Source organism: Agrococcus sp. SGAir0287 (assembly GCF_005484985.1).
Lineage (GTDB): Bacteria > Actinomycetota > Actinomycetes > Actinomycetales > Microbacteriaceae > Agrococcus.
In genome coordinates, this window is record NZ_CP027942.1 from 352,103 (window position 1) to 373,218 (window position 21,116).

Below are 21,116 nucleotides of genomic sequence, written 5' to 3' on the forward strand. Positions count from 1 at the left end.
TGCCGAAGCATGACGGAGGGGGTGCGGGCCGAAGCCCGCACCCCCTCCGTCATGCCCCTCCGATCAGCAGGTCTGCAGGTTGAACACGTTGTCGCTCAGCGCCACCGTGCCACCCAGCAGCACGATCTGCGGGTCGTCGAGCCGGTCCACCTCGCTGGGGATGGTGCCCCAGAGGCAGGCGGTCGGCGAGACGTAGACCGGCACGCCCTGCGCCGCGGCGGCCGCGGAGCCTGCGAGCGCGTCGGGGAAGCGCTCGCCGGTGGCGACGTAGATGCGGTCGGACGGGCCCGCGAACGAGTCCTGCGCGATGAGCACGCCGGTCTCGTAGCGGTTGGCGCCCGCGTAGCGCTCGATGACGTCGAACCCGGCAGCCTCGAAGCCGGCCTCCTGCGAGGTCGCCACCGCCGCCGAGCCACCCGCGATGCGGATGCCCTCGACGCCGAGCTCGTCGAGCTGCGCGAGCAGCTGCGCGCTCGGAGCCGCGCCGTACGTCAGCAGCAGCGGCGCTCCGGCGGAGCCCGACGCGGCACCGGCCGTCAGCGCGTCGGGGAAGTTCGCCCCGCTCGCGATGAACGCCTCGGTCGCCGAGTCGAAGGCCCGGTCGGTGACCGCCACCGACGTCTCGAACCGGTTCGCACCCGCCGCCCGCACGACCTCGCCGGCGTACTGCCCGGCTGCGCTCGCGACGTTCGCCGAGATGGCTGCCGTGCCGCCGACGACCACGAGGACGTCGGGGTCGAGACGGTCGAGCTCGGTCGCCACGGCCGCGGGGAGCGCGTCGCGCTGCGTCAGCAGCAGCGGCGCGTCCTCCTGGGCTGCGGCCGGCGCCGCCGACAGGGCGTCGGGGAAGTTCTCGCCACTGGCGAGGTACACCACCGATGCTCCGAACGGGTAGGCGTCGCGAGAGATCTCGACGCTGGTCTCCCAGCGCTGCGGACCCCAGAGGCGGATGACCGGCAGGTTCGCCTCGCGCACGCCGATCGTGTCGGATGCGCTGCGGCTGCCCTGGACGCCCGTGGCGACGAGCGTCTGCGGTGCGTCGATGGTCGCCGGCACCGTGTACGTGCCGGTGGCGAGACGACCGTCGGGAAGCACCTCGGCCAGGAGGGAGCCGACGACGGCGCCATCCTCGTCGACGATCGTCACCGACACGTCAGGACCCGTCGGGTCCCACTGCAGGCCGTCGATCGCGACGTCGTCGCCCGGCTCCACGATGCTCGGCGATGCGATGAGCGTCGCCGGGCCCGTCGGCAGCTGCACGACCGTGACCGATGCGGTCTCGGATGCGTCGCCCTGGACCGCCGTGAAGGTCAGCTCCCCGAGAGGGGTGCCGGCCGGCACCGTGAACGGCTGCGAGAAGCTCGCATCCGCCGAGGTCGCCGTGAACGAGCCGATGATCGCGTTGTTGGCGGAACGGGCGATGATGCTCACCAGCCCGTCGCTCCAACCCGTGCCCGTCACGGTGACGACGTCACCGCGCTGGACGGTCGCCGGGGTCGCGGCGAGCGTCTCGGGCAGGTCGATCTCCAGCTCGGTCTCGCCGTCGTCGTCGCACGGAGCCGTCGCGGCCGTGGAGGCCGTGATCGTCACCGAGTCGACGGCGATGCCGGCCGGCACGGTCCACACCTGCGTCCACTCGTCGTCCACGACCGCCACGTTCGTGAAGGTCGCGAGCGTCGTCGCGCCGGACGTGATGACCACGTCGACGGGGCCGCAGAGGAATCCGGTCCCCGTGATGGTGACGACGTCACCCGGGTCCGCGGGGTCGGGCTCGGCGTCCACGACCGCGTCCGCCACGACCTCGACCGCGGTGATCGCGGTGTCGGTGCCGTCGGTGGCCGTCACGTCGAGGAGCGCCGGGTCGGTGCCATCGGGGATCGGGTAGGTGCCCGTGATGACGCCGTCGACGGGCGTGAGGACGATCGGCGTGCCGATCACGGTCTCGCCGTCGGTGATCGTCACCGTCACGGGCGCGGTGCCCCAGCCGGAGCCGCCGATGGCGACCGAGTCGCCGCCGTGCACGCGCGGGGGCGTCGCCGTCACCGTCGGCGCGAGCGTGACCTCGAGCTCGGCGGTGTCGGTGTCCGTGCCCTGCGTGGCCGTCGCGGTGAGCGTGCCGGGCTCGGTGCCCTCGGGGACCGTGAAGGTGCCCGAGATGACGCCGTCCGTAGGGGTGAGCTCGAGCGGGGCGCCGACCGGCTGGTCGTCCTCGTCCGTGAACACCACCGTCACCGTGCCGGGGCCCCAGCCGGAGCCGCCGACCGTGACCTCGTCGAGCGGTCGCACCGTGGAGGGCGAGACCGTGACCGAGGGCTCGGGCAGGACGGTCAGCGAGGCGCCGGCCTCCGTGTCGCCCTGCACGGCCGTGACCGTGAGCGCGCCGGGATCGGTGCCTGCAGGGACCGTGAACTCGGCGGCGATGGTGCCGTCGGCCTCGATGTCCTCCTGGTCGACGGTGACCGTGCCGACGACCGCGTCGTCGGCGTCCGTGAACGTCACGACGACGTCACCGCCGCTCGGCAGCCAGCCCGTGCCGGTGACGTCGACGGTGCCGCCTGCACGGATGCTCGTCGGGTCGACGGCGACGGTCGCGTCGCCGAACACCGTCACCGCGTCCTGCTCGGTGTCGTCGCCCTGCACGGCGGTGCCGGTGAGGGCACCCGGGGCCGTGCCGGCGGGCACCTCGAAGGTACCGTCGAGCACGCCGTCGGCGCCGACCGTCACGGCGACGGGCGAGCCGACCTGGCCGGCGGCGTTCGTGAACGTGACCGTCACGGTGCCGGCGTCCCAGCCGTCCCCTGCGATGGCGACGTCGTCGCCGACGCGCACCTCGGCGGGCGTCAGCTCGAGCGACTCGGGCAGGTCGACGTCGACGGGCGTCTCGCCCTCCTCGTCGCACGTGCCCTGGCCCTCGGCGCGGATCGTGAGCGTCGCGACGTCGATGTCCTCGGGGACCACGTACGTCGTCGACCACGAGCCGTCCGCCGCCACGGCGACGTCGGGGATCGTGGCGATCGCGGTGTCGCCGTCGAGGATCGTCACCGTCACGGGGCCGCAGAGGAAGCCGGAGCCCGTGATGGTGAGCGTCTCGCCCGGGTCGACCGGGTCGGGGTCGACGATGATGACCGGAGCCGCCACGACCTCCAGGCCGTCGGTGGTCGACGCGTCGCCCTGCACGGCCGTGGCGACGAGGTCGCCGGCCGCGGTGCCCGCGGGCACCGTGAACGTGCCGCTGATCGAGCCGTCGGCCACAGGCAGCGTCACGGGCGAGCCCACCTGCGCGCCGTTCGCGTCGCGGAAGGTCACGACGACGTCGCCACCCTCGGGGTCCCAACCGTCACCGGTGAGGTCCACCGTGTCGCCCGGGTGCGCGCGGTCGGGGTCGACCACGAGCGTGCCGGCCTCGGCGACCTCGACGTTCAGCACCGAGGCGGAGCCGAGCGTCACGTTCGCGAGCGGCGAGCCTGCGAGCGTCGGCAGCAGCACGACCTGGAGCGCGTGGACGGTGAAGCCGTCCTCGCCCAGCTCGCTCGCCTGCGGCGTGGGCAGTTCGGTCGGCTGCGCGTTGATCGTGATCGTCGCGACGTCGTCGAGCGCGTCGAACAGCGGCGTCAGCGCCGTCACCGCACCGCTGGCGGCGGTACCGAGCGCGGTGACGGCGTTGGAGATGCCCGTCGAGGAGGTCGACACGAGCGGCTGCACGAGGCCGCCGATCGCGGGACCGACGAGCGTGCCGAGCGTGGCGGTCAGGCGGTCGGTGATGAGCCCCACGCCGATCGGGAGTCCGGCGACGGCGACGTTCGAGAGGGTCGGCAGACCGCTACCCGCGGCGAGCGCGGCCAGCGTCGTGGTGGTCGTGAGGGTCGCCGTGACGACCGGCGCACCGAGCGCACCGACGTAGATCGGGATGGTGACGGTCACGGCAGCCTGACCGAGCGCGGTCTGGATCGCCGTGGTGAGACCCCCCGTGATGCCGCCGAGCAGAGCCGTGACGTCCGTCGTCAGACCCGCGATCGTGTCGGCGTCGAGGACCGGGGTGTTCGGCCCCTGGTCGTTGAGGTCTCCGTCGAGGAGTGCGCCGAGGTCGACCGAGATCGTGCCCTGCGTCAGGTTGATCACGAGACCGTTCTGACCGATGAGCTCGATGTCGGGCGTCGACAGGTCGTCGTCGAGCGCGTTGCGCACGAGGGTCTGCGCGCTCGGCAGCGTCACCGCGACCGTGCCGCCGTTCGCCCTGACGTCGAGGATGCTCGGCACGCCCGGGACGATGGAGACGTCGACCGAGAGCGCGAGCGCGTCGAAGGTCTGCTGCAGCGTCCCACCGGGACCACCGAGTCCGGCGAGCGCAGTGTCGAGGGTGCTCGTCGTGGTGCCCACGGCCGTCGTCAGCGACGTGGAGAGCGCCGCGACCGTCGGGCTGTCGATCTCGAGCCGGAGGTCGGCGATCGCGTAGTCGTCGGCGACGGTGGTGCCATCGGTCTCCGCACGAGCGGCGAACGCGCCGACCTCGAGCTGCAGCTCCTCGACGATCTGGTCGGTCAAACCGGCGACGCCGAGCTGGTCGAGCACCTGCGTGAGGTCGACGATGGCTGCCGGAGGAGTGCCGGGGGCCTGGTCCTCGTCGACGGCGATGGCCCCGTCGGCCCCGAGCACGCCGCTCGCGGCGACCGACGTCGCGGACGTCGTGGCGGCGTAGCTCGAGAGCGCGCCGGCCTCGCCGAGCGCGAGCAGACCGCTGTTCGTCCCGTTGTCGATGAGCGGCAGCTGAAGGCCCGAGGTGACGCCGATGGAGGCGCCCAGCAGATCGCTGTCGAGGGTGAGGTCGTTCGCGACCGGGTTCACCGCCTCGCTGGTGCCGGTGTAGGCGGTGGCGGCGTCGAGCAGACCCTCGGCGAGGAGGCTCGAGCCGAGCACGCGTGCTTGCGCCTGCTCTGGGTCATCTGGCGCGGCTGTCGCCGGAGCGACCCCGAATCCGGCGATCGCGATCGTCGCCGCAGCGACTCCCGCGATCGGCTTCCACGCTGCTGTTCGACGCATAGGTGCCCCCTGTGGCTGACGAATGAGGTGTCCTCACCCGGACCGTACCCCGAAGATCCCTCGCGAGGAAGACCCGCTTTCCTCAGCGCGCGGGTGTACGATCCGACGCTTCATCCGTCCGAAGCGTCAGCGACGAGGCGGCGAGGATCCGCGTCGTTCCGGCCTTCGCCCGGGCGGTCGTGCTCGACGGCGGCTCGTGCGACACGCGCGAGCGTCGCGACGCGACCCCCGTGTGCGCGCGGAGACGCCCCGGACCGTGCTGGTCCGGGGCGTCTCGGGGTACGCGTCGGGAGGGCTAGGCGGTGGCGGCCGTGATGCCCGACGTGGAGGCGATGACGTCGCGCATCTTGCGCTCGAACGCCTCGAAGAACATCGACAGCGGGAACTCGTCGTCCATCACGAGGTCGGTGAGCTCGCGCGGGGTGCCCGTGAGCGGCAGCTCGCCGGCCTTCCACGCGGATGCGGGGTGCGGCTCGACCGTGGCCGACACGAGCTCGTACGCGGCGAGCCAGTGCGCGACCTTGGGGCGGTCGATCGAGCGCCAGTACAGGTGCTCGATCGCGGCGCCGAGCTCGTTCACCATGTCGGGCACCGCATCCCAGTCGAACGCGAGCTGCGTGTCGGTCCAGTGCAGCACGCGGCGCTGGTGCAGCCACGCGAACAGCAGCTGGCCGCCGAGGCCGTCGTAGTTGCGCACGCGCGAGCCCGTGATGGAGAAGCGGAAGATGCGGTCGAAGATGACGGCGAACTGCACGAGGCGTGCGCGCTGCATGAGCAGCTCGTCGGCCTCGCTGCGCACCTCCTGCGCGCGCAGGCGACGCTCGATGGCGACCGACTCCCGGAACGCGGTGAGGTCGCAGCGCAGCTCCTCGAGCGAGTAGAGGAAGAACGGCATCCGCTGCTTGATCATGAACGGGTCGAACGGCAGGTCGCCGCGCATGTGCGTGCGGTCGTGGATGAGGTCCCACATGACGAAGACCTCCTCGGTGAGCCGCTGGTCGTCGAGCATCGCCGCGACGTCCTCGGGCAGGTCGAGCCTCGTGACGTCCACTGCGGCGCGCACGACGCGGCGGAAGCGGGCGGCCTCGCGGTCCTGGAAGATCGCGCCCCACGTGAACGTCGGGATCTCGCGCATCGCGACGGTCTCGGGGAAGAGCACGGCGGAGTTCGTGTCGTAGCCCGCCGTGAAGTCGATGAAGCGCAGCGGCACGAACAGCGCGTTCGAGTAGTCGCCCGCCTCGAGCTCGGCGATGAACTCGGGCCAGATGACCTCGACGAGCAGCGCCTCGACCAGGCGGTTCGGCGAGCCGTTCTGCGTGTACATCGGGAAGACGACGAGGTGCTGCAGGCCGTCGACGCGGTGCTGCTGCGGCTGGAAGAGGATGAGCGAGTCGAAGTGGTCGGGCACGTCGAACCCGCGCTCGGCCCAGCGCTCGAAGTCGACAGCCGCCTGCGCGAGGTAGTCGGCGTCGTGCGGGAAGAGCGGTGCGAGCTCGCGGATGCCGGCGACGAGATCGGCGACGTGGCCCCGAGCGGCGTCGTGCTGCGACGCATCCTCGATCGCACCCGACTTCGCCTGCATGGGCTGCAGCGCGGTGGCGGCGGCCTTGAGGCGCAGCCATGCGGGGTGCTGGGCGAGCTCGGCGGTCGAGAGGGGCGCGGCGATGGTCACGGTGGCCTTCCTGGCGGTCGATCGGGGGATGCATACAGCGTAGGAAGGGTCGCTCGCACAAGGATTGTGCACGCGGGCGGCTTTCCTGCGCGTTCCGTGCGTCGCGGCGATGCGCAGCGCGCGGCGCACGTTCGTTGCGCGCGCGCTCGGTTGCGTCGTGGGCGCCGGGTCAGGATGCTGCGACGAGCGCGGTGACGAGCCCCGCGAGCCAGAGGGCGACCGCGACAGCGCAGGCGATCGCCGGCCATCGGATCGCGCGTCGGCGCCTGGCGAGCTGGATGGCGCCGCCCACGATGCCGACGACGACCGCCGCCGCGGGCGCGATCAGCAGCAGCACGAACGCGATCGGAGCGGCGATGGTCTCGCACGGCTGCAGGTCGACGGGGCACGGCTGCGAGACGACGAAGAGCGGCAGCAGCCCGAGCGTCGCGAGCGCGACGACGAGCGCGAGCGACAGCACCATGAGCGCGACGACGCGCAGCGGGCTCTCGGCGCGCTGCGCGCGCACGGCGTCGTCGGCATCCATGCGTCCCTCCCGTCCACAGCGTCGCACGCGCTCGACGCCACGAGGAAGGCGCGCGTTCGGGATCGGTCCAGGACGCGCCGCTAGCGTCGCGGGAGAGCCGACCCGTCGACCCACCGGAGCACCGTGCAGACCGATCCCGCCCTCGCCTCGCGTCCCGAGACCTTCGAGCTCGTGCGCGGCGGCCCCGCCGCTCGCATCTTCCGCCTCATGGCGCTCGTCGACCTCGTGCTCTTCGTGGGCGTCGGCGCCTTCCTCCTCGCGTCCGGCACCGATCCGATGCTCGGCGTCATCGTGATCGTGCTCGGGCCGGTCGCGGCCGGCACGCTGCTGTGGCTCGCGGCCCGCCAGTCGACGTTGCGCATGCGCGACGGTCGTCGCCTCGCCATCCGCGCCGTGGGGCTGCCCGCATCCTTCGCCGAGGAGGCCTACGCGCGCCTCGCCTCCGGAGACCCCGCGGCGTTCGCCGAGCTCGACACCGTGCCGCTCAAGGGAGCGAGGGTGCAGCTGCGCGGCTACGTGCCCGAGGGCGAGGACGTGACGTACGCGGTCGTCGTGCGCTCGGGTGCCGAGCGCGACGCGTCGCCCATCGTCGAGCTGCGCGGCGAGCAGCACGACGCCTTCCAGCGCGCGTACCTCGCCGGCTTCGCATCGCCGAGCGTCTGAGGCGAGCGGCCGCGGCGGTAGCGGGTCAGAAGATCATCGGGCGATCGTCGTCGAGCTCGGTCTCGATGTCGATGTCGACGACGACCGGCACGTGGTCGCTCGGCGCATCGCCCGCGCGCTCCCCGGCGTCGATGCGCGCCGCCGTGACGAGGTCGGCGAAAGGCTGCGTGCCGAGCACGAAGTCGATGCGCATGCCCTCGCCCTTCTGCCAGCGGCCCGCCTTGTAGTCCCAGTACGTGTAGCCCTGCGCGCGGTCGCGGACGACGTCGACCATGCCGATGCGCTCGAAGGCGCGGAAGGCCTCGCGCTCGGGCTCGGACACGTGCGTCGCGCCCTCGAAGGCCGCGATGTCCCAGACGTCGTGGTCGAAGGGGGCGATGTTGAAGTCGCCCATGAGCGCGAGCGGCTGCTGCTGCCAGCCGCTCGCGTGCTCGGCGAGGATGCGCAGCCACTCGAGCTTGTACGCCAGATGCGGGTGCCCGAGCTCGCGGCCGTTCGGCACGTACAGGCTCCAAAGCCGCACGCCCTCGACGGTCGCCGCCATGGCGCGCGCCTCGACGACCGGCTCGCCCGTGTTCGCGTAGCCGGGCTGGTCGTCGAACTGCCGCACGACGTCGACCATCGGCAGGCGGGAGGCGATCGCGACGCCGTTCCACTGGTTCGTGCCGTGCGCCTCGACGTGGTAGCCGGCGGCCTCGAACTGCTCGTAGGGAAACTGGTCGACGCGGCACTTGATCTCCTGCATCGCCAGCACGTCGACGTCGGAGCGCTCCAGCCAGTCCACGATGCGCCCGACTCGGGTGCGGACGGAGTTCACGTTCCAGGTCGCGACGCGCATGGGGTCAGCCTATTTCGTGGGTCGGACGTGGGATGCGCGGCGTGCGCGCTCTGCGCACCGGAGCGCGTGGCCGGCCGGGCGGGGCGGTCGCGTGGTCTCGTGACGCGTGCTCGCCTGGCGGCTCGCGCGCTCCTCGACCGGCTGTGGTGGCGGTGCGGCCCGCACGGCGGGTTCGTCTTCCCACCAGCTGGTCGAGGAGGCCGCGGCCGCAGGCTGCAGCCGTCGCGAGGCCTCGCGACGTGCGCGCTCGACGCGGCCGTGCGCGTGGCCGGCCGGGAAGGGGCGGTCGCGTGGTCTCGTGACGCGAGCTCGCCTGGCGGCTCGCGCGCTCCTCGACCGGCTGGTTGGGGAGTCCGGGTCCGATCTGACGCTGCCTCTCCACCAGCTGGTCGAGGAGGCCGCAGCCGCAGGCTGCAGCCGTCGCGAGGCCTCGCGACGTGCGCGCTCGACGCGACCCCGCGGATGGCGGCGCAGGAGCCGCGGGTCGCGTGGTCTCGTGACGCGTGCTCGCCTGGCGGCTCGCGCGCTCCTCGGCCGGCTGTGGTGGCGGTGCGGCCCGCACGGCGGGTTCGTCTTCCCACCAGCTGGTCGAGGAGGCCGCAGCCGCAGGCTGCAGCCGTCACGAGACCACGCGACGTGCGCGCTCGACGCGACCCCGCGCATGGAGGCGCAGGAGCCGCGGTCGCGTGGTCTCGTGACGCGTGCTCGCCTGGCGGCTCGCGCGCTCCTCGGCCGGCTGTGGTGGCGGTGCGGCCCGCACGGCGGGTTCGTCTTCCCACCGCACTCGAGGCGCTCGCGCGCGACGACGCGAGGCCCGCATCCCCGGGTCGGGGATGCGGGCCTCGCGCGACGGCTCCTGGATCAGCCCGCGTACGCCGCCTCGTTCGGCGCCGACTCGAGCGAGCCGGTGGCGAGCACCTCGCCCGAGTCGATGTCGACCGCGTGGATCTCGAGCGACGCGGGGTCGGTCACGTAGGCCGTGTGGCCGGCGACGACGAGGAAGGGATGCGGCTGCTGCCACTCGGCGGGGCCCTCCCACGCGTCGATCACGGGGTAGGAGCCCACGAGCTCGCCCGTCTCGCCGTCGACCTTGTGCAGCGCGCCGTCGGTGCCGACGATCCACAGGTCGCCGTGCTCGTCGCGCTCGACGCCCTGCCACGTGTACTCGACGCCCTCGGGCAGGTCGAGGATCTCCCACGTGCCCGCGGCCGTGTCGACCATGCCGATGCGGTGCAGCAGCACGCCCTCGGCGTCGGGGTCGTCGCGGTAGTCGGTGAACGCGATGGGCGACTCGTCGGTCGTGTAGAGGTTGCCGACGCGGCCGAAGTCGTCGGGGCTGTCGAGCTTCTGGAACTCGCCGTCGCCGTACAGCAGCACGCCGTCCTGGCAGCCGATGAGCACGTGCTCGTCGGCCGCGACGCCCTCGCCGTGCACCGAGGGGCATGACTCGTCGCGCGCGATCTCGGTGCCGTCGGCGTCGAGGATGCGCACGCCCGTGCGCGCCTCCTCCGTGCCGAGGGTCGAGACGATGGTGCCGTCGGCGAGCTCGACGGCGACGCCGTGGTGCGCTGCCTCCGACTCGTAGGCGGCGACGTCGGCGGGCAGCTCGGCGGAGTCGGTGAGCGTGCCCGTGTCGAAGGCCCAGAAGTCGCCGGTGGCGTCGTCGAAGAGCACCGTGCGTCCCGCGTGCAGCACGACGTGGCCGGCCGCGGCGCCCTCGAACACGGCACCCGTCAGCGACGGCTCCGCGTCGGTCGACGCACCCGTGGCGAGCACCTCGAAGCCGTTCGACGAGGTGACGAAGACGTGCTCGCCATCGCCTGCGGGGTTGATGCGCAGGAAGTCGTCGTCGAGGGCGACGGTCGCGCTGACCTGCTCGAGCGTCTCGGCGTCGAGCACGACGACGCCCGCGTCCGTCGTGAGCGCGAGGCGGCCGCCGCCGTGCGCGTGCTCCTCCTCGGCAGATGGCGCGGCGGCGGGCTCCGCAGGGCTCGAGCATGCGGCGAGCGCGACGGCTGCCGCGGCTCCGACGGCGATCGCGCTCGTCGCGCGTCGTCGCAGGCGGTGCTGGGGGATGGTCATGGGATTCCTTCCATGGGTGGGGGGTGCGGCGGTGCCGCGGGGATGGGTGATGTCGGCTCAAGCGGCGAGCGCCGCCTCGATGCGGTCGGCGTTCGTGCGCATGAGCTCGACGTAGGTCGCGGCGCCACCGCCCGGCTCGGTGAGCGACTCGGTGAAGAGCGACTCGACGCGCACGTCGACGCCGGCCTCCTCGGCGAGCACCTGGATGAGCCGGTCCGGCTGCGACGACTCGGCGAAGAGCACGGGCACGCCCGTCTCCTCGATCGCCGTCGCGAGGTCGTCGAGGTCGCTCGCGCTCGGCGCGGCGAGCGTCGAGCCGCCGGGGATGACGGCGCCGACGATCCGGAAGTCGTAGCGCTCGGCGAGGTAGCCGAACACGTGGTGGTTCGTCACGAGCACGCGTCGGTCGGCGCCGAGGGCGTCGAATCGGGCGGCGAGATCGGCGTCGAGCGCCTCCAGCTCGTCGCGGTACTCGTCGGCTGCAGCCGCGAGGGCGTCTGCCTCGATGCCGTCGACGTTGGCGGCGATCGCCTGCTCGAGGGCGTCGACGACCGCGATCGTCTGCGTCGGATCCGTCCACCAGTGCGGATCGGGACCCGAGGCGTCCTCCGTCGCGTACTCGAGCACCTCGACCGCGTCCCCGGCCTCGGCGATCGCGACCCCCGCATCCGCCGCGGCCTCGACGTGCTGCACGAGGCCCTCCTCGAGCCCCAGGCCGTTGGCGACCACGAGGTCGGCGCGCTCCATCGACGCGGCCTGCTGCGCCGAGATCTCGAAGGAGTGCGGGTCGGCGTTCGGCTGCATGAGCGTCGCGACCTCGACCTGGTCGCCGACGAGCGTCTCGACGACGTCGCCGAGGATGTTCGTCGTCACGACGATGCGCGGACCCTCGGATGCGGTGCTGCATGCCGTGAGGGTGCCCGCGGCGACGGTCGCGGCCGCCGCGACGGCGGCGAGGCGCCTCATCGGCCGACCTCCGCGACGAAGGCGGCGTCGAGCACGAGGGTGCGGGCCACGCGGGCGCCGTCCGCGTAGTCGATCTCGAGCACGGTGCCGTCGGCGCTGGGCACGTAGGCGCGCGACGCGTCGAGGTCGATCACGGGCGTCCCGCCCCCGCCGATCGCGTCGGCGAGCACGGCATCCGTGGCACCGAGCTCGGCACCGGTCGCGTCGAGCGCGAGGATGCGGCCGTCGATCGCCACGGCGACGACGTGCTCGTCGGCGTCGTCGACGGCGGCGACGTGCGCGAGCGGCGTCGAGGTCGGCACGAGCGTCCAGCTCCGCTCGCGGGTGTCGAGCAGCCAGAAGCCGGTGGTGCCCGCGACGGCGGCGACGGACGGGCGGCCCGGGCGGCCGTCGAGGGTCGTCGCGATCGTCGAGGGGTCGGTGCCCGCGGGGTAGGGGATGGCCTCGATCGGCGCCTCGGCGGCTGTCGCGAGGACGGCACCCTCGTCGCAGGCGACGGCGACGCCGACGCGGGTCGTCAGGGCGTCCGCCGGGTTCGTGCACGCGGCGTCCGGCCCCAGGTCCTCGCCCTGCTGGTCGACGATGCGCACGCTGGCGTCGTCGGCCAGCACGATGCCGTCGCCGAGCGGGATCGCCGCGACGGCATCCGCGTCGAACCGCGCGATCTCGGTCGCCTCGCCCTGGCCGAGCGCCGCGCGATCGAGCACCACGACCTCGCCGGAGCCCTGTGCGAGCACGACCGTCACGAGCTCGGTCGAGGCGATGCGCACGGGGCCCTCGCCGTCGATGGTCGCCGCGACCTGGGGCTGGGCGCGGTAGTAGTGGTCGTGGTCGCCATGCTCGACGGTCCACACGCCGGAGTCGACGATGGCGACGCCGCCGTCGGTGCTCGCCGCGACGAAGCGGCCGTCGTCGGCGGTCTGCTCGACGGGCCCGATCTCGCCGACGTGGGTCGACTCCTCGCTCAGCAGGTCGAGGAGCGTCACGACGCCCGCGTCGGTGATGCCGAGCAGGCCGAGCTGCGGCTCCTCGACCTCGCTCGCGCCCTCGACGTAGCCGTGCGGCGTCGGCTCGGCGTCCGGCTCGTCGCCGGACCCGGTCGAGCAGGCGACGAGGGCGAGCAGCGCGGATGCTGCTGCCAGGGGGAGTGCGGTGCGGGAAGCGCGGTGGCGCGGTGGCATGCGGTCCTCTCGAACGTGGGGTGCGGTCACGGGTGGATGCCCGACGTCCTCGATCGGCCGCCGAGTACGACGGTCGCCTCGTCGGTGGGGATGGGCTCGCGGAGCGGAGCTCCGGCGGCGGAGGGCGAAGCGAGTCGGCGCGCTGCGCGGGTGGCGACGAGGCCGTGCGCGATGGCCGAGCCGGCGAACAGGGCGACCGCGGCGACCGCGATGGATGCGCCGGCGGCGGTCGCGAGGTGCCACGACGCGAGCAGCCCGACGACGACCGCGGCCGCGCCGATGGCCGCGCCGCCCGCCATCGTCGCCGCGACGCTGCGCGCCCACAGCGCCGCGGCGGCCGGTGGCGCGACGAGCAGGGCGACGACGAGCAGGGTGCCGACGGCCTGGTACGAGGCGACCACCGCGACGATGACGAGCGCCGCGAGACCGAGGCGGGCGAGCCGCGGGCGCATCCCGAGCGTCGTCGCGACGCGCTCGTCGAAGGCGAGCGCCGTGAGCGGCCGGTGCAGGAGCGCGGCGACGAGGATCGTCGCGCCCAGCCCGACGGCGAGCGCGGCGAGCTCGCTCGCGCGGATGGCGAGGACGTCGCCGAAGAGCATCGCCGTGACGTCGGTCGCGAAGGATCCGGACCGGCTCACGACGATGACGCCGGTGGCGAGCATCGCCACGAACGCGATGCCGATGGCGGTGTCGTGCTGCATGCGGGAGCGGCGCGTGAGCCAGCCGATGCCGAGGCCCATGACGGCGGCGCTCGCCGCGGCGCCGGCGATGGGGGAGGCGCCCAGCAGCGTCGCGATGGCGACGCCGGGCAGCATCCCGTGGCCGAGCGCCTCGCCGAGGAAGGCCATGCCGCGGCTGACGACCCAGGCGCCGGCGATCGCGCAGATCGTCGCCGCGAGGACGCCGCCGAGCAGTGCGCGGCCGAAGAACGCAGTCGCGAACGGCTCGAGGATCCAGGGCATGCGACGACCGTATATGAGAACGATTATCAAAGTACAATCGACGCATGCCCATCCTCGCCCTCGCTCAGGTCGGCGCTCGTCGCGACGGCGTCCCGGTGCTCGACGACGTCCGCTGCGCGCTGCCTTCTGGAGCGGTGACCGCGATCGTGGGCGACAACGGCTCGGGCAAGTCGACGCTCCTCGAGGTGCTCGCCGGCGTGCTGCCGCACGACGGCACGATCGCCGGGCTGCCCGAGCGGCGAGCGCTCGTCGTCCAGCGCACCGACCTCGGCGACCGGCTCCCGCTCACCGTGCGCGCGACCGTCGCCATGGGGCTCTGGCGCGAGCGCGGTCTGGTCGGCCGCATGCGCGCGGCCGACCGGGCGAGGGTGGACGAGGCGCTCGCGATCGTGGGCATGCGGGCGTTCGCCCATCGTCCGCTCGCGGCCCTCTCCGGTGGACAGCGACAGCGGGTGCTCGTCGCGCAGGGCCTCGTGCAGCGCGCGCCGCTCACCCTGCTCGACGAGCCCACGGCGTCGGCGGATGCCGCGTCGCGCGATCGGATCGACGCCGCCATGCGCACCCTCGCCGACGGCGGTGCGACCGTCGTCGTCGCGACCCACGATCGGGCGACGCTCGGCCGCGCCGACCACGCCGTCCTGCTCGAGCGCGGCCGCGTCGTCGCCGAGGGATCCCCGGTCGACGTCGCCGCGGCGCAGCTCCGTCGCGCCGCTGCGGCCCTCGCGCTCGGCTGACCGGCCCCGCCGCACGTCCGCACGTCGCGGATGCGGTCGTGCGCACGAGCGCGCCGTGCGGGATCGACGGCCCGCGTGCCCCGGCGGGCGACCGCGGCATCCCGCATCCGGCAGGATGAGCGCATGGCGCTGCCGCTCCGCGAGCTCTACCTCGACGCGCTCGAGCTCTGCACGGCCGAGGCGCTCGCCGCCTCGGACTCGCTCGGCCTTCCCTCGGCATGCGAGGGCTGGACGATCGCCGACGTCGTGCTGCACCTCGTGGCGACGCAGCGCGGCAACGTCATCGCGCCCATCGCCGAGGGCGCCGCCCCCGTCGGGCCGAGCTCCGACCGCGCCGACCTGCCCGCCGTCCGCGCGATCGGCGCCTGGGAGCGCACGGCGCGCGAGGCCATGGCCGTCGTCGACGCATGCGACGACGAGCAGCTGCCGCTGCTGTACTTCCCGACGATGGATCTCACGATGCACGCGTGGGACATCCGCTGGGGCATCGCCCGCATCGGCCTCGCCGACCGGCTCGAGCTGCCCGAGCCGCTGCTCGCGTTCGCCGAAGGGCTGCCGTCGCGCATCGACGGCGCCGCGGTGCGCACGCCGAGCATCTTCGCTCCCGCGCATCCCGTGCCTCCCGGTGCCTCGCGCACGGCGGCGATCATGGCGTGGGCGGGCCGACGGGTCTGACCCCTCGACCGCCGCGAGTGCGATCGGCGCCCGAGCGCCTGGGTAGCCTGGAGCCGTGACCGCGCGCGACGACCTCATCCAGCTCATCCGCGACGAGGCCGTCTTCCACGGCGACTTCGTGCTCACGAGCGGCAAGCGCGCGACGTACTACGTCGACATGCGCAAGCTCTCGCTCGACCACCGCGGCGCCCCGCTCATCGGCGACGTGCTGCTCGACCTCATCGCCGACATCCCGGACGTCGCCGCGGTCGGCGGCCTCACGATGGGCGCCGACCCGCTCGCGAACGCCGTGCTGCACCGCGGACTCGCTCGGGGGCTCGCGATCGACGCGTTCGTCGTGCGGAAGCAGCCGAAGGACCACGGCCGCGGCCGCCAGGTCGAAGGCCCGGACCTCGCGGGCAAGCGCGTCGTCGTGCTCGAGGACACCTCCACGACGGGCGGCAGCCCCATCGCCGCCATCGAGGCGCTGCGGAAGGTCGGCGCCGAGGTCGTCGCCGTCGCCGTCGTCGTCGACCGCGCGACCGGCGCGCAGGCCGCGATCGAGGCGACCGGCGTCGAGTACCGCGCCGCGATCCACCTCGCCGACCTGGGCCTCGACCCCCAGTGACCCCGCAGATCTGAGGTTCTCGGCCCCTTCTGACATGAGAAAGGGCCGAGAACCTCAGATCCTTGACGAGCAGCAGACGAGAGGAGACGGATGGGCGGCGTGCTCATCGGGTTCGCGATCATCGCGTTCGTCATCCTCGTCGGCTGGCTGCTCGCCCGCACGAAGATCGTGTCGCAGGACGACCGGCTCGTGCTCAACAAGGTCGCGTTCTTCGGCGCGAGCCCCGCGCTGCTCTTCACGGTGCTCGCCGCATCCGACCTGCGCGTGCTGTTCTCGGGCGTGCTGCTCGTCGCGCTGCTGTCGTTCGTCGGCGTCGCGCTCGTGTACTCGATCGTCGCGCGACTGCTGTTCACGAAGGACGTCGGCCGCATCGCGATCGGCGCCTCCACCGCGGGCTACTCGAACGTCAACAACATCGGCCTGCCGGTCGCGGTCTACGTCATCGGCGACGCGCAGTTCGTCGGCCCCATGCTCATGCTGCAGCTGCTCGTGCTCGCGCCGGTGCTGCTCGGCATCCTCGACGTCGTGCGCGCCGGCAAGGCGTCGTTCTGGGGCATCGTCTCGCAGCCGCTGCGGAACCCCATCCTCATCGCCTCGGTGCTCGGCGCCGTCGTGTCGGCGACGGGGCTCGAGATCCCGGATCCGGTGCTCGCGCCGCTCGAGATCCTCGGCGGCGCGGCCGTGCCGCTCATGCTGCTCGCGTTCGGCATCTCGCTCGGCGGCGACAAGCCGCTCGTGCCCGGATCGGGGCGCAAGGAGGTGCTGACGGCGACGGTGCTGAAGTCGTTCGTCGCGCCGGCGCTCGCCTTCGTGCTCGCGCGGTTCGTCTTCGGCCTCTCCGACCAGCTCGTCTACGCATGCACGGTCATGGGCGCGCTGCCGACGGCGCAGAACATGTACCAGTACGCGCTGCGCTACCAGACGGGCCAGGTCGTCGCGCGCGACGTCATCCTGCTCACGACGATCCTCTCGTTGCCGGTCATGCTGCTGGTGGCGTGGCTGCTGCACCCGTAGCCCGACCTGCTCGCCGATTGGGCAGCAGTGGCTCCGTCGACGGCGTGTCGCGAACCACTGCTGCCCAATCGAGATGCAGTGGTGACCAATCGGGCGGGCGGTCGGGTCAGGCGAGCAGCGCCATGACCGCGGGCACCGTGAGGATCGCGACGTAGAACCCCATGAACTGCACTCCGGTGTGCATCTGCACGAGGCGGTTCAGGGCGCCTCCGGCGAGGCCGACGACGATCGCGACGCCGAGCGCGACGAGGCCGCCCTCGTAGAGGCAGATCACGGCGATGAGGCCCGCGAAGGCACCGATGACGGCCTCGTGGCTCACCTTCCGCATGATCCACGACGCCGCACGGTGCGCCTGCGTCATCGCGAACGGGTACGTCAGCACCACGGCGACGAGCACCGCGACGAGGCCGAAGACGAGGAACTGCCACGGCTCGAGGAGGTCGTGCAGGTTGCTCGTCGTGCCCGCCTCGGCGTCGATCGTGTACACGGGCGGCGCGTTGAACAGCGGGTTCGCGGGTCCCGCCGCCATCGGCGACAGCGGCAGGCCGATCGCGATGAGCGGGATGAGCGTCTCGGCGATGTACGTCGACTCCGTGGTGCCGTTCTTGATGGCCATCATCGACGTCAGGCGCCGATAGCCGTTCTTGATGCGGCCGGCGAACGTCTCGCCCATGAGCACCGTCATCGCCACCGGTGAGAACACGAACGTCGCGCTCGAGACGACCGCGGCACCCGCCGTCGACGCCGCCTGGCGGGCGTCGAGCACGGCGAGCGGGTTCGGCATGCGACCCGACCAGGTGCGCGAGTCGGCGGCGAGCTCGAACACGCGCGGCGCCTCGCGCCGCATCCGTGCCCGACCGCCGGGCGTCGCGGCGAGGAACAGGTCGAGGATGAGCGGACCCGTCGCGATGCCGAGGAAGAACGAGATCGACAGCGGCGTGCCGAGGATCGCGGTCGAGCCGTCGCGCAGCAGCACCACGAGCGCCACGAACGGCACGAGGGCGACGAGCGCGCGCCAGCGGCCCTTCGACACGAGCGCGATGAGCGCGGCGGCGGCGAGGAACAGCCACGGCGCGACGGCGCCGATCGCCGTGGAGAACGGCGTGAGGATCCACGCGAACAGCACCGCGACCGGCACGGCGATGATCGCCGCGAGCACGCCGCCCGAGATCGCCTTGCGCAGCGCGATGTGCGGCACGCCCAGCTCCCGCAGCAGCTGCGCATCCCGCAGCAGCGGCGCGGCGAGGGTGTCGCCGGGGATGCCGAGCAGGGTCGTGGGGATCGCGTGCGTGATGTGCTTCGCCGAGATCGCCGCCATGAAGAAGGCGAAGACGCCGACGGGTGGGACGCCGAGCAGGATGACGAGCAGCGTGATCGGTGCGATCGTCGCCGTCTCGTCGGTGCCGGAGACGAGGCCGAGGAGGCCGAAGACGACGGCGCCGAGCACCGCCATGCCGAGGGCCCAGAGGACGAGCTCGAACAGGTCCATCAGGCGCGCTCCTCGCTCGCGACGCGGCGCTCGTGCTGCGCCTTGAGGTCGTCGTAGAGGCCGAGCGCGACGACCTCGTCGCGCAGGCGCCGCGGCAGCTCGTCGGGGTCACCGAGCGGGCCGACCTCGGCCTCGATCGCATCCATCGCCTCCTGGCGCGAGCCGGAGGTGTCGGCACCGATCTCGACGGTGCGCTTCGGGCCGAACAGGCGCGCCGCGATCACGGCGGCGACGAGGCACGCGGCGATGCCGGCGAGCAGCGCATACGAGCGCTGCAGGCCCTCGGGCACGTCGGTCATGGCGAGCAGCCATGTCGTGCCGAGGTAGGCGGGGGCGCCGAGGCCGACGCCCAGGACGATGGAGAGGACGAGGTGGCGCTGGTCGACGGTGTCGCCCCACACCTCCAACAGCCTCGAGGGGGCGGGGGACTGTTGCGTCATGCGTGCTCCTTCGCCGACAGCGCGCGGGCGACGCGCGACGGCGTGGGTCGGGCGAGCGCCGTGGACAGCCACGCGCTCGCATCGGTGAGGGCGTCGAGGTCCACGCCCGTGTGGACCCCCATCCCGTCCAGCATCCACACGAGGTCGTCGGTGGCGAGGTTTCCCGTGGCGCTGCGCGCGAAGGGGCAGCCGCCCACGCCGGCGGCGGACGCGTCGAACGTGCGCACGCCGGCCTCGAGGCCGGCGAGCACGTTGGCGAGCGCCGTGCCGTACGTGTCGTGCATGTGGAGGGCGATGGATGCCAGCGGCACGCCGCCCGCGACCACGGCGTCGACGACGCCGCGGACCTGGCCGGGCGTCGCGACGCCGATCGTGTCGCCGAGCGACACCTCGTCGACGCCCCACTCGTGCAGCAGCGTCGCGACCCGGGTCACGTCCGAGACCGGCACGTGTCCCTCCCACGGGTCGCCGAAGACCATCGACAGATACCCTCGCACGCGCACGCCGTCGGCCCGGGCATGCGCGACGACCTCGCGGGCCGCGGCCTCCATCTGGGCGCGACCGGCGCCGAGGTTCTCGCGGCTGAAGGTCTCGGTCACGCTGAGGAAGACGGCGACGTCCCGCGCTCCCGCGGCCCGCGCCGCGTGGTAGCCGTGCAGGTTGGGCGTGAGCACGGGCGTGCGGATGCCGAGGTCCGCGACGCCCGCGAGCACGGCATCCGAGTGCGCCATCTGCGGCACGCGATCGGCGCGCACGAACGAGCCGACCTCGACGACGGGCAGGCCCGCGGCGGCGAGCATGCGCACGGCGCGGATGCGATCGTCGACGTCGAGCGCGACGGCCTCCGCCTGCAGGCCGTCGCGCGGCGCGACCTCCCAGATCGTGACGGTGTCGGGGGCGCCGGGCATCGGAGCGCGCTCGGGCAGCCCGACGTCGCGGACGCTCATCGGCCGGCTCGCAGCTCGGCGAGCTCGCGCTCGGCGGCGTCGACGCGCACGGCGCCGGTCGCGACGAGCCGGGCGGCGAGCGCATCGACCTCGTCGCCGGCCGCGCCGGCCGACACGGCGACGTTGCGGGCGTGCAGGCCCATGTGACCGCGCTGGATGCCCTCGGCCGACAGCGCGCGAACGGCACCGATGTTCTGCGCGAGGCCCACGGCCACGACGATGCGCGCGAGCTCGTCGGCGGTCTCGACGCCGAGCATGCGCACCGCGGCCTGCGCGGCGGGATGGCTGCGGGTCGCCCCGCCGACGAGGCCGACGGGCATCGGCAGCTCGAGCGTCGCGGCGAGGTTGCCGTCGGCATCCCGCTCCCACGTCGACAGCGAGCGGTACTGCCCGTCGCGGGCCGCGTGCGCGTGGGCCCCGGCCTCGACGGCTCGGGTGTCGTTGCCCGTGGCGAGCACGACGGCCGTGACGCCGTTCATGATGCCCTTGTTGTGCGTCGCCGCCCGGTACGGGTCGTCGTGCGCGAGCGCGCCGGCCTCGAGCATGTCGGCGACGACCTGCGCACCGCCGACGTCCTCCGGGCGGATGCGCACGCGTGCGCGGGCGAGGCGAAGGTCGGCCTTGTTCGTGAGGATGCGCAGCAGATGCCGTCCTTCGGCGATGCTCGCGAGCAGCGGCGCGGTCGCCTCGGCCATCGTGTTCACGGCGTTCGCGCCCATGGCGTCGCGCACGTCGACGACGAGGTGCACGACGAGGTGCGTGCGTCCCGAGCCGTGGATGATGCGCGCGTCGAGCCGGCGGGCGCCGCCGCCGTGCTCGACGAGCCGCGGGTCCTGCGCGTTCGCGAGATCGAGCACCTCCGCCTCGCGCTCGAGGATGCGGGCGCGGGCGGCGTGGACGTCGGCGACGTCGAGCAGCTGCACCTGCGCCTGCATGATCGGGCCGGTCGTCGTGGTCGTGAAGCCGCCGAGCGGCCGCGCCATGCGGGCGACGTTGCTCGCCGCCGCGATGACGGAGGGCTCCTCGGTGGCCATCGGCACGAGCACCTCGCGGCCGTCGACGATGAGGTTCGTCGCGACGCCGACGGGGATGCCGATCGTGCCGATCGCGTGCTCGACCATGCGGTCGGCCTGGTCGAGGGCGATGCCGCCGTGCTCGAAGGCGCCCAGGTCGGCGCCGGTCTCGTCGGCGACGCGGGCTCGACGCTCGTGCGGTGCGAGCGAGCGGAGCCCGCTGAGGCGGGAGGTGCGTGCCACGGTGCATGCCTTCCTGGCGCGCGTCGT

General features: G+C 73.3%; 17 protein-coding genes. 5 read left to right on the forward strand and 12 right to left on the reverse strand.

Features of this window, described 5'->3' with window-relative positions; translation table 11 throughout:
- Nucleotides 1–63: 63 nt before the first annotated feature.
- From C1N71_RS01590 to C1N71_RS01600, 3 genes are all read right to left on the reverse strand, one after another.
- On the reverse strand, nt 64–4,914 hold the full coding sequence (locus tag C1N71_RS01590) for a cell wall-binding repeat-containing protein (RefSeq protein ID WP_175414052.1): 4,851 nt from the start codon (nt 4,912–4,914) through the stop codon (nt 64–66).
- Between the two features lie 418 nt (nt 4,915–5,332).
- The gene (locus C1N71_RS01595) at nt 5,333–6,709 is read right to left on the reverse strand and encodes a DUF6421 family protein (protein ID WP_137754808.1); all 1,377 of its coding nucleotides are present in this window, start codon (nt 6,707–6,709) and stop codon (nt 5,333–5,335) included.
- Nucleotides 6,710–6,878: 169 nt separating this feature from the next.
- Nucleotides 6,879–7,235, reverse strand: a complete 357-nt coding sequence (locus C1N71_RS01600) for a hypothetical protein (RefSeq protein WP_137754809.1) — start codon at nt 7,233–7,235, stop codon at nt 6,879–6,881.
- Between the two features lie 123 nt (nt 7,236–7,358).
- On the opposite strand from C1N71_RS01600, the gene C1N71_RS01605 reads away from it, so the two are divergent.
- Entirely contained in the window at nt 7,359–7,898 is a 540-nt protein-coding gene (locus C1N71_RS01605; RefSeq protein WP_137754810.1) for a hypothetical protein, read from the forward strand.
- Between the two features lie 25 nt (nt 7,899–7,923).
- Here the strand turns inward: C1N71_RS01605 and C1N71_RS01610 are convergent, their stop codons facing one another.
- From C1N71_RS01610 to aztB, 5 genes are all read right to left on the reverse strand, one after another.
- Complete coding sequence (locus C1N71_RS01610; protein ID WP_137754811.1) at nt 7,924–8,736, reverse strand: exodeoxyribonuclease III; 813 nt, start codon at nt 8,734–8,736, stop codon at nt 7,924–7,926.
- An 861-nt stretch (nt 8,737–9,597) separates the two neighbouring features.
- On the reverse strand, nt 9,598–10,818 hold the full coding sequence (locus C1N71_RS01615; protein WP_137754812.1) for a hypothetical protein: 1,221 nt from the start codon (nt 10,816–10,818) through the stop codon (nt 9,598–9,600).
- A 57-nt stretch (nt 10,819–10,875) separates the two neighbouring features.
- Complete coding sequence (aztC, locus tag C1N71_RS01620; protein WP_137754813.1) at nt 10,876–11,784, reverse strand: zinc ABC transporter substrate-binding protein AztC; 909 nt, start codon at nt 11,782–11,784, stop codon at nt 10,876–10,878.
- Nucleotides 11,781–12,965 (reverse strand): ABC transporter, encoded by a 1,185-nt coding sequence (locus C1N71_RS01625; protein WP_137754814.1) that lies wholly within the window; start codon nt 12,963–12,965, stop codon nt 11,781–11,783. The genes aztC and C1N71_RS01625 overlap by 4 nt, the downstream gene beginning before the upstream one ends.
- Nucleotides 12,966–12,991: 26 nt before the next feature.
- Nucleotides 12,992–13,927, reverse strand: coding sequence for a zinc ABC transporter permease AztB (gene aztB / locus C1N71_RS01630; protein WP_137754815.1), 936 nt, complete (start codon nt 13,925–13,927; stop codon nt 12,992–12,994).
- Between the two features lie 44 nt (nt 13,928–13,971).
- Between aztB and C1N71_RS01635 the strand changes: the two genes are divergently transcribed.
- The 4 genes from C1N71_RS01635 to C1N71_RS01650 all read left to right on the forward strand — a co-directional run bounded on the left by C1N71_RS01635 (nt 13,972) and on the right by C1N71_RS01650 (nt 16,957).
- Nucleotides 13,972–14,661, forward strand: coding sequence for a metal ABC transporter ATP-binding protein (locus tag C1N71_RS01635; protein ID WP_137754816.1), 690 nt, complete (start codon nt 13,972–13,974; stop codon nt 14,659–14,661).
- 123 nt (nt 14,662–14,784) lie between these two features.
- The gene (locus C1N71_RS01640; RefSeq protein ID WP_175414053.1) at nt 14,785–15,336 is read left to right on the forward strand and encodes a maleylpyruvate isomerase N-terminal domain-containing protein; all 552 of its coding nucleotides are present in this window, start codon (nt 14,785–14,787) and stop codon (nt 15,334–15,336) included.
- Nucleotides 15,337–15,391: 55 nt separating this feature from the next.
- Entirely contained in the window at nt 15,392–15,943 is a 552-nt protein-coding gene (gene pyrE / locus C1N71_RS01645; RefSeq protein ID WP_137754818.1) for an orotate phosphoribosyltransferase, read from the forward strand.
- A gap of 90 nt (nt 15,944–16,033) precedes the next feature.
- Entirely contained in the window at nt 16,034–16,957 is a 924-nt protein-coding gene (locus C1N71_RS01650; RefSeq protein WP_137754819.1) for an AEC family transporter, read from the forward strand.
- Between the two features lie 106 nt (nt 16,958–17,063).
- Here C1N71_RS01650 and C1N71_RS01655 read toward each other — a convergent pair whose 3' ends face one another.
- From C1N71_RS01655 to C1N71_RS01670, 4 genes are read right to left on the reverse strand one after another with little or no spacing between them, the layout of a single operon-like run.
- The gene (locus C1N71_RS01655) at nt 17,064–18,446 is read right to left on the reverse strand and encodes a tripartite tricarboxylate transporter permease (protein WP_137754820.1); all 1,383 of its coding nucleotides are present in this window, start codon (nt 18,444–18,446) and stop codon (nt 17,064–17,066) included.
- Complete coding sequence (locus tag C1N71_RS01660; RefSeq protein WP_137754821.1) at nt 18,446–18,886, reverse strand: MHS family MFS transporter; 441 nt, start codon at nt 18,884–18,886, stop codon at nt 18,446–18,448. Before C1N71_RS01660 ends, C1N71_RS01655 begins: the two co-directional genes overlap by 1 nt.
- A complete protein-coding gene (locus C1N71_RS01665) occupies nt 18,883–19,833 on the reverse strand; it encodes a hydroxymethylglutaryl-CoA lyase (protein ID WP_137754822.1) in 951 nt (316 codons plus the stop codon). Before C1N71_RS01665 ends, C1N71_RS01660 begins: the two co-directional genes overlap by 4 nt.
- Nucleotides 19,830–21,089 (reverse strand): hydroxymethylglutaryl-CoA reductase, degradative, encoded by a 1,260-nt coding sequence (locus C1N71_RS01670; protein ID WP_137754823.1) that lies wholly within the window; start codon nt 21,087–21,089, stop codon nt 19,830–19,832. The genes C1N71_RS01665 and C1N71_RS01670 overlap by 4 nt, the downstream gene beginning before the upstream one ends.
- Nucleotides 21,090–21,116 lie beyond the last annotated feature (27 nt).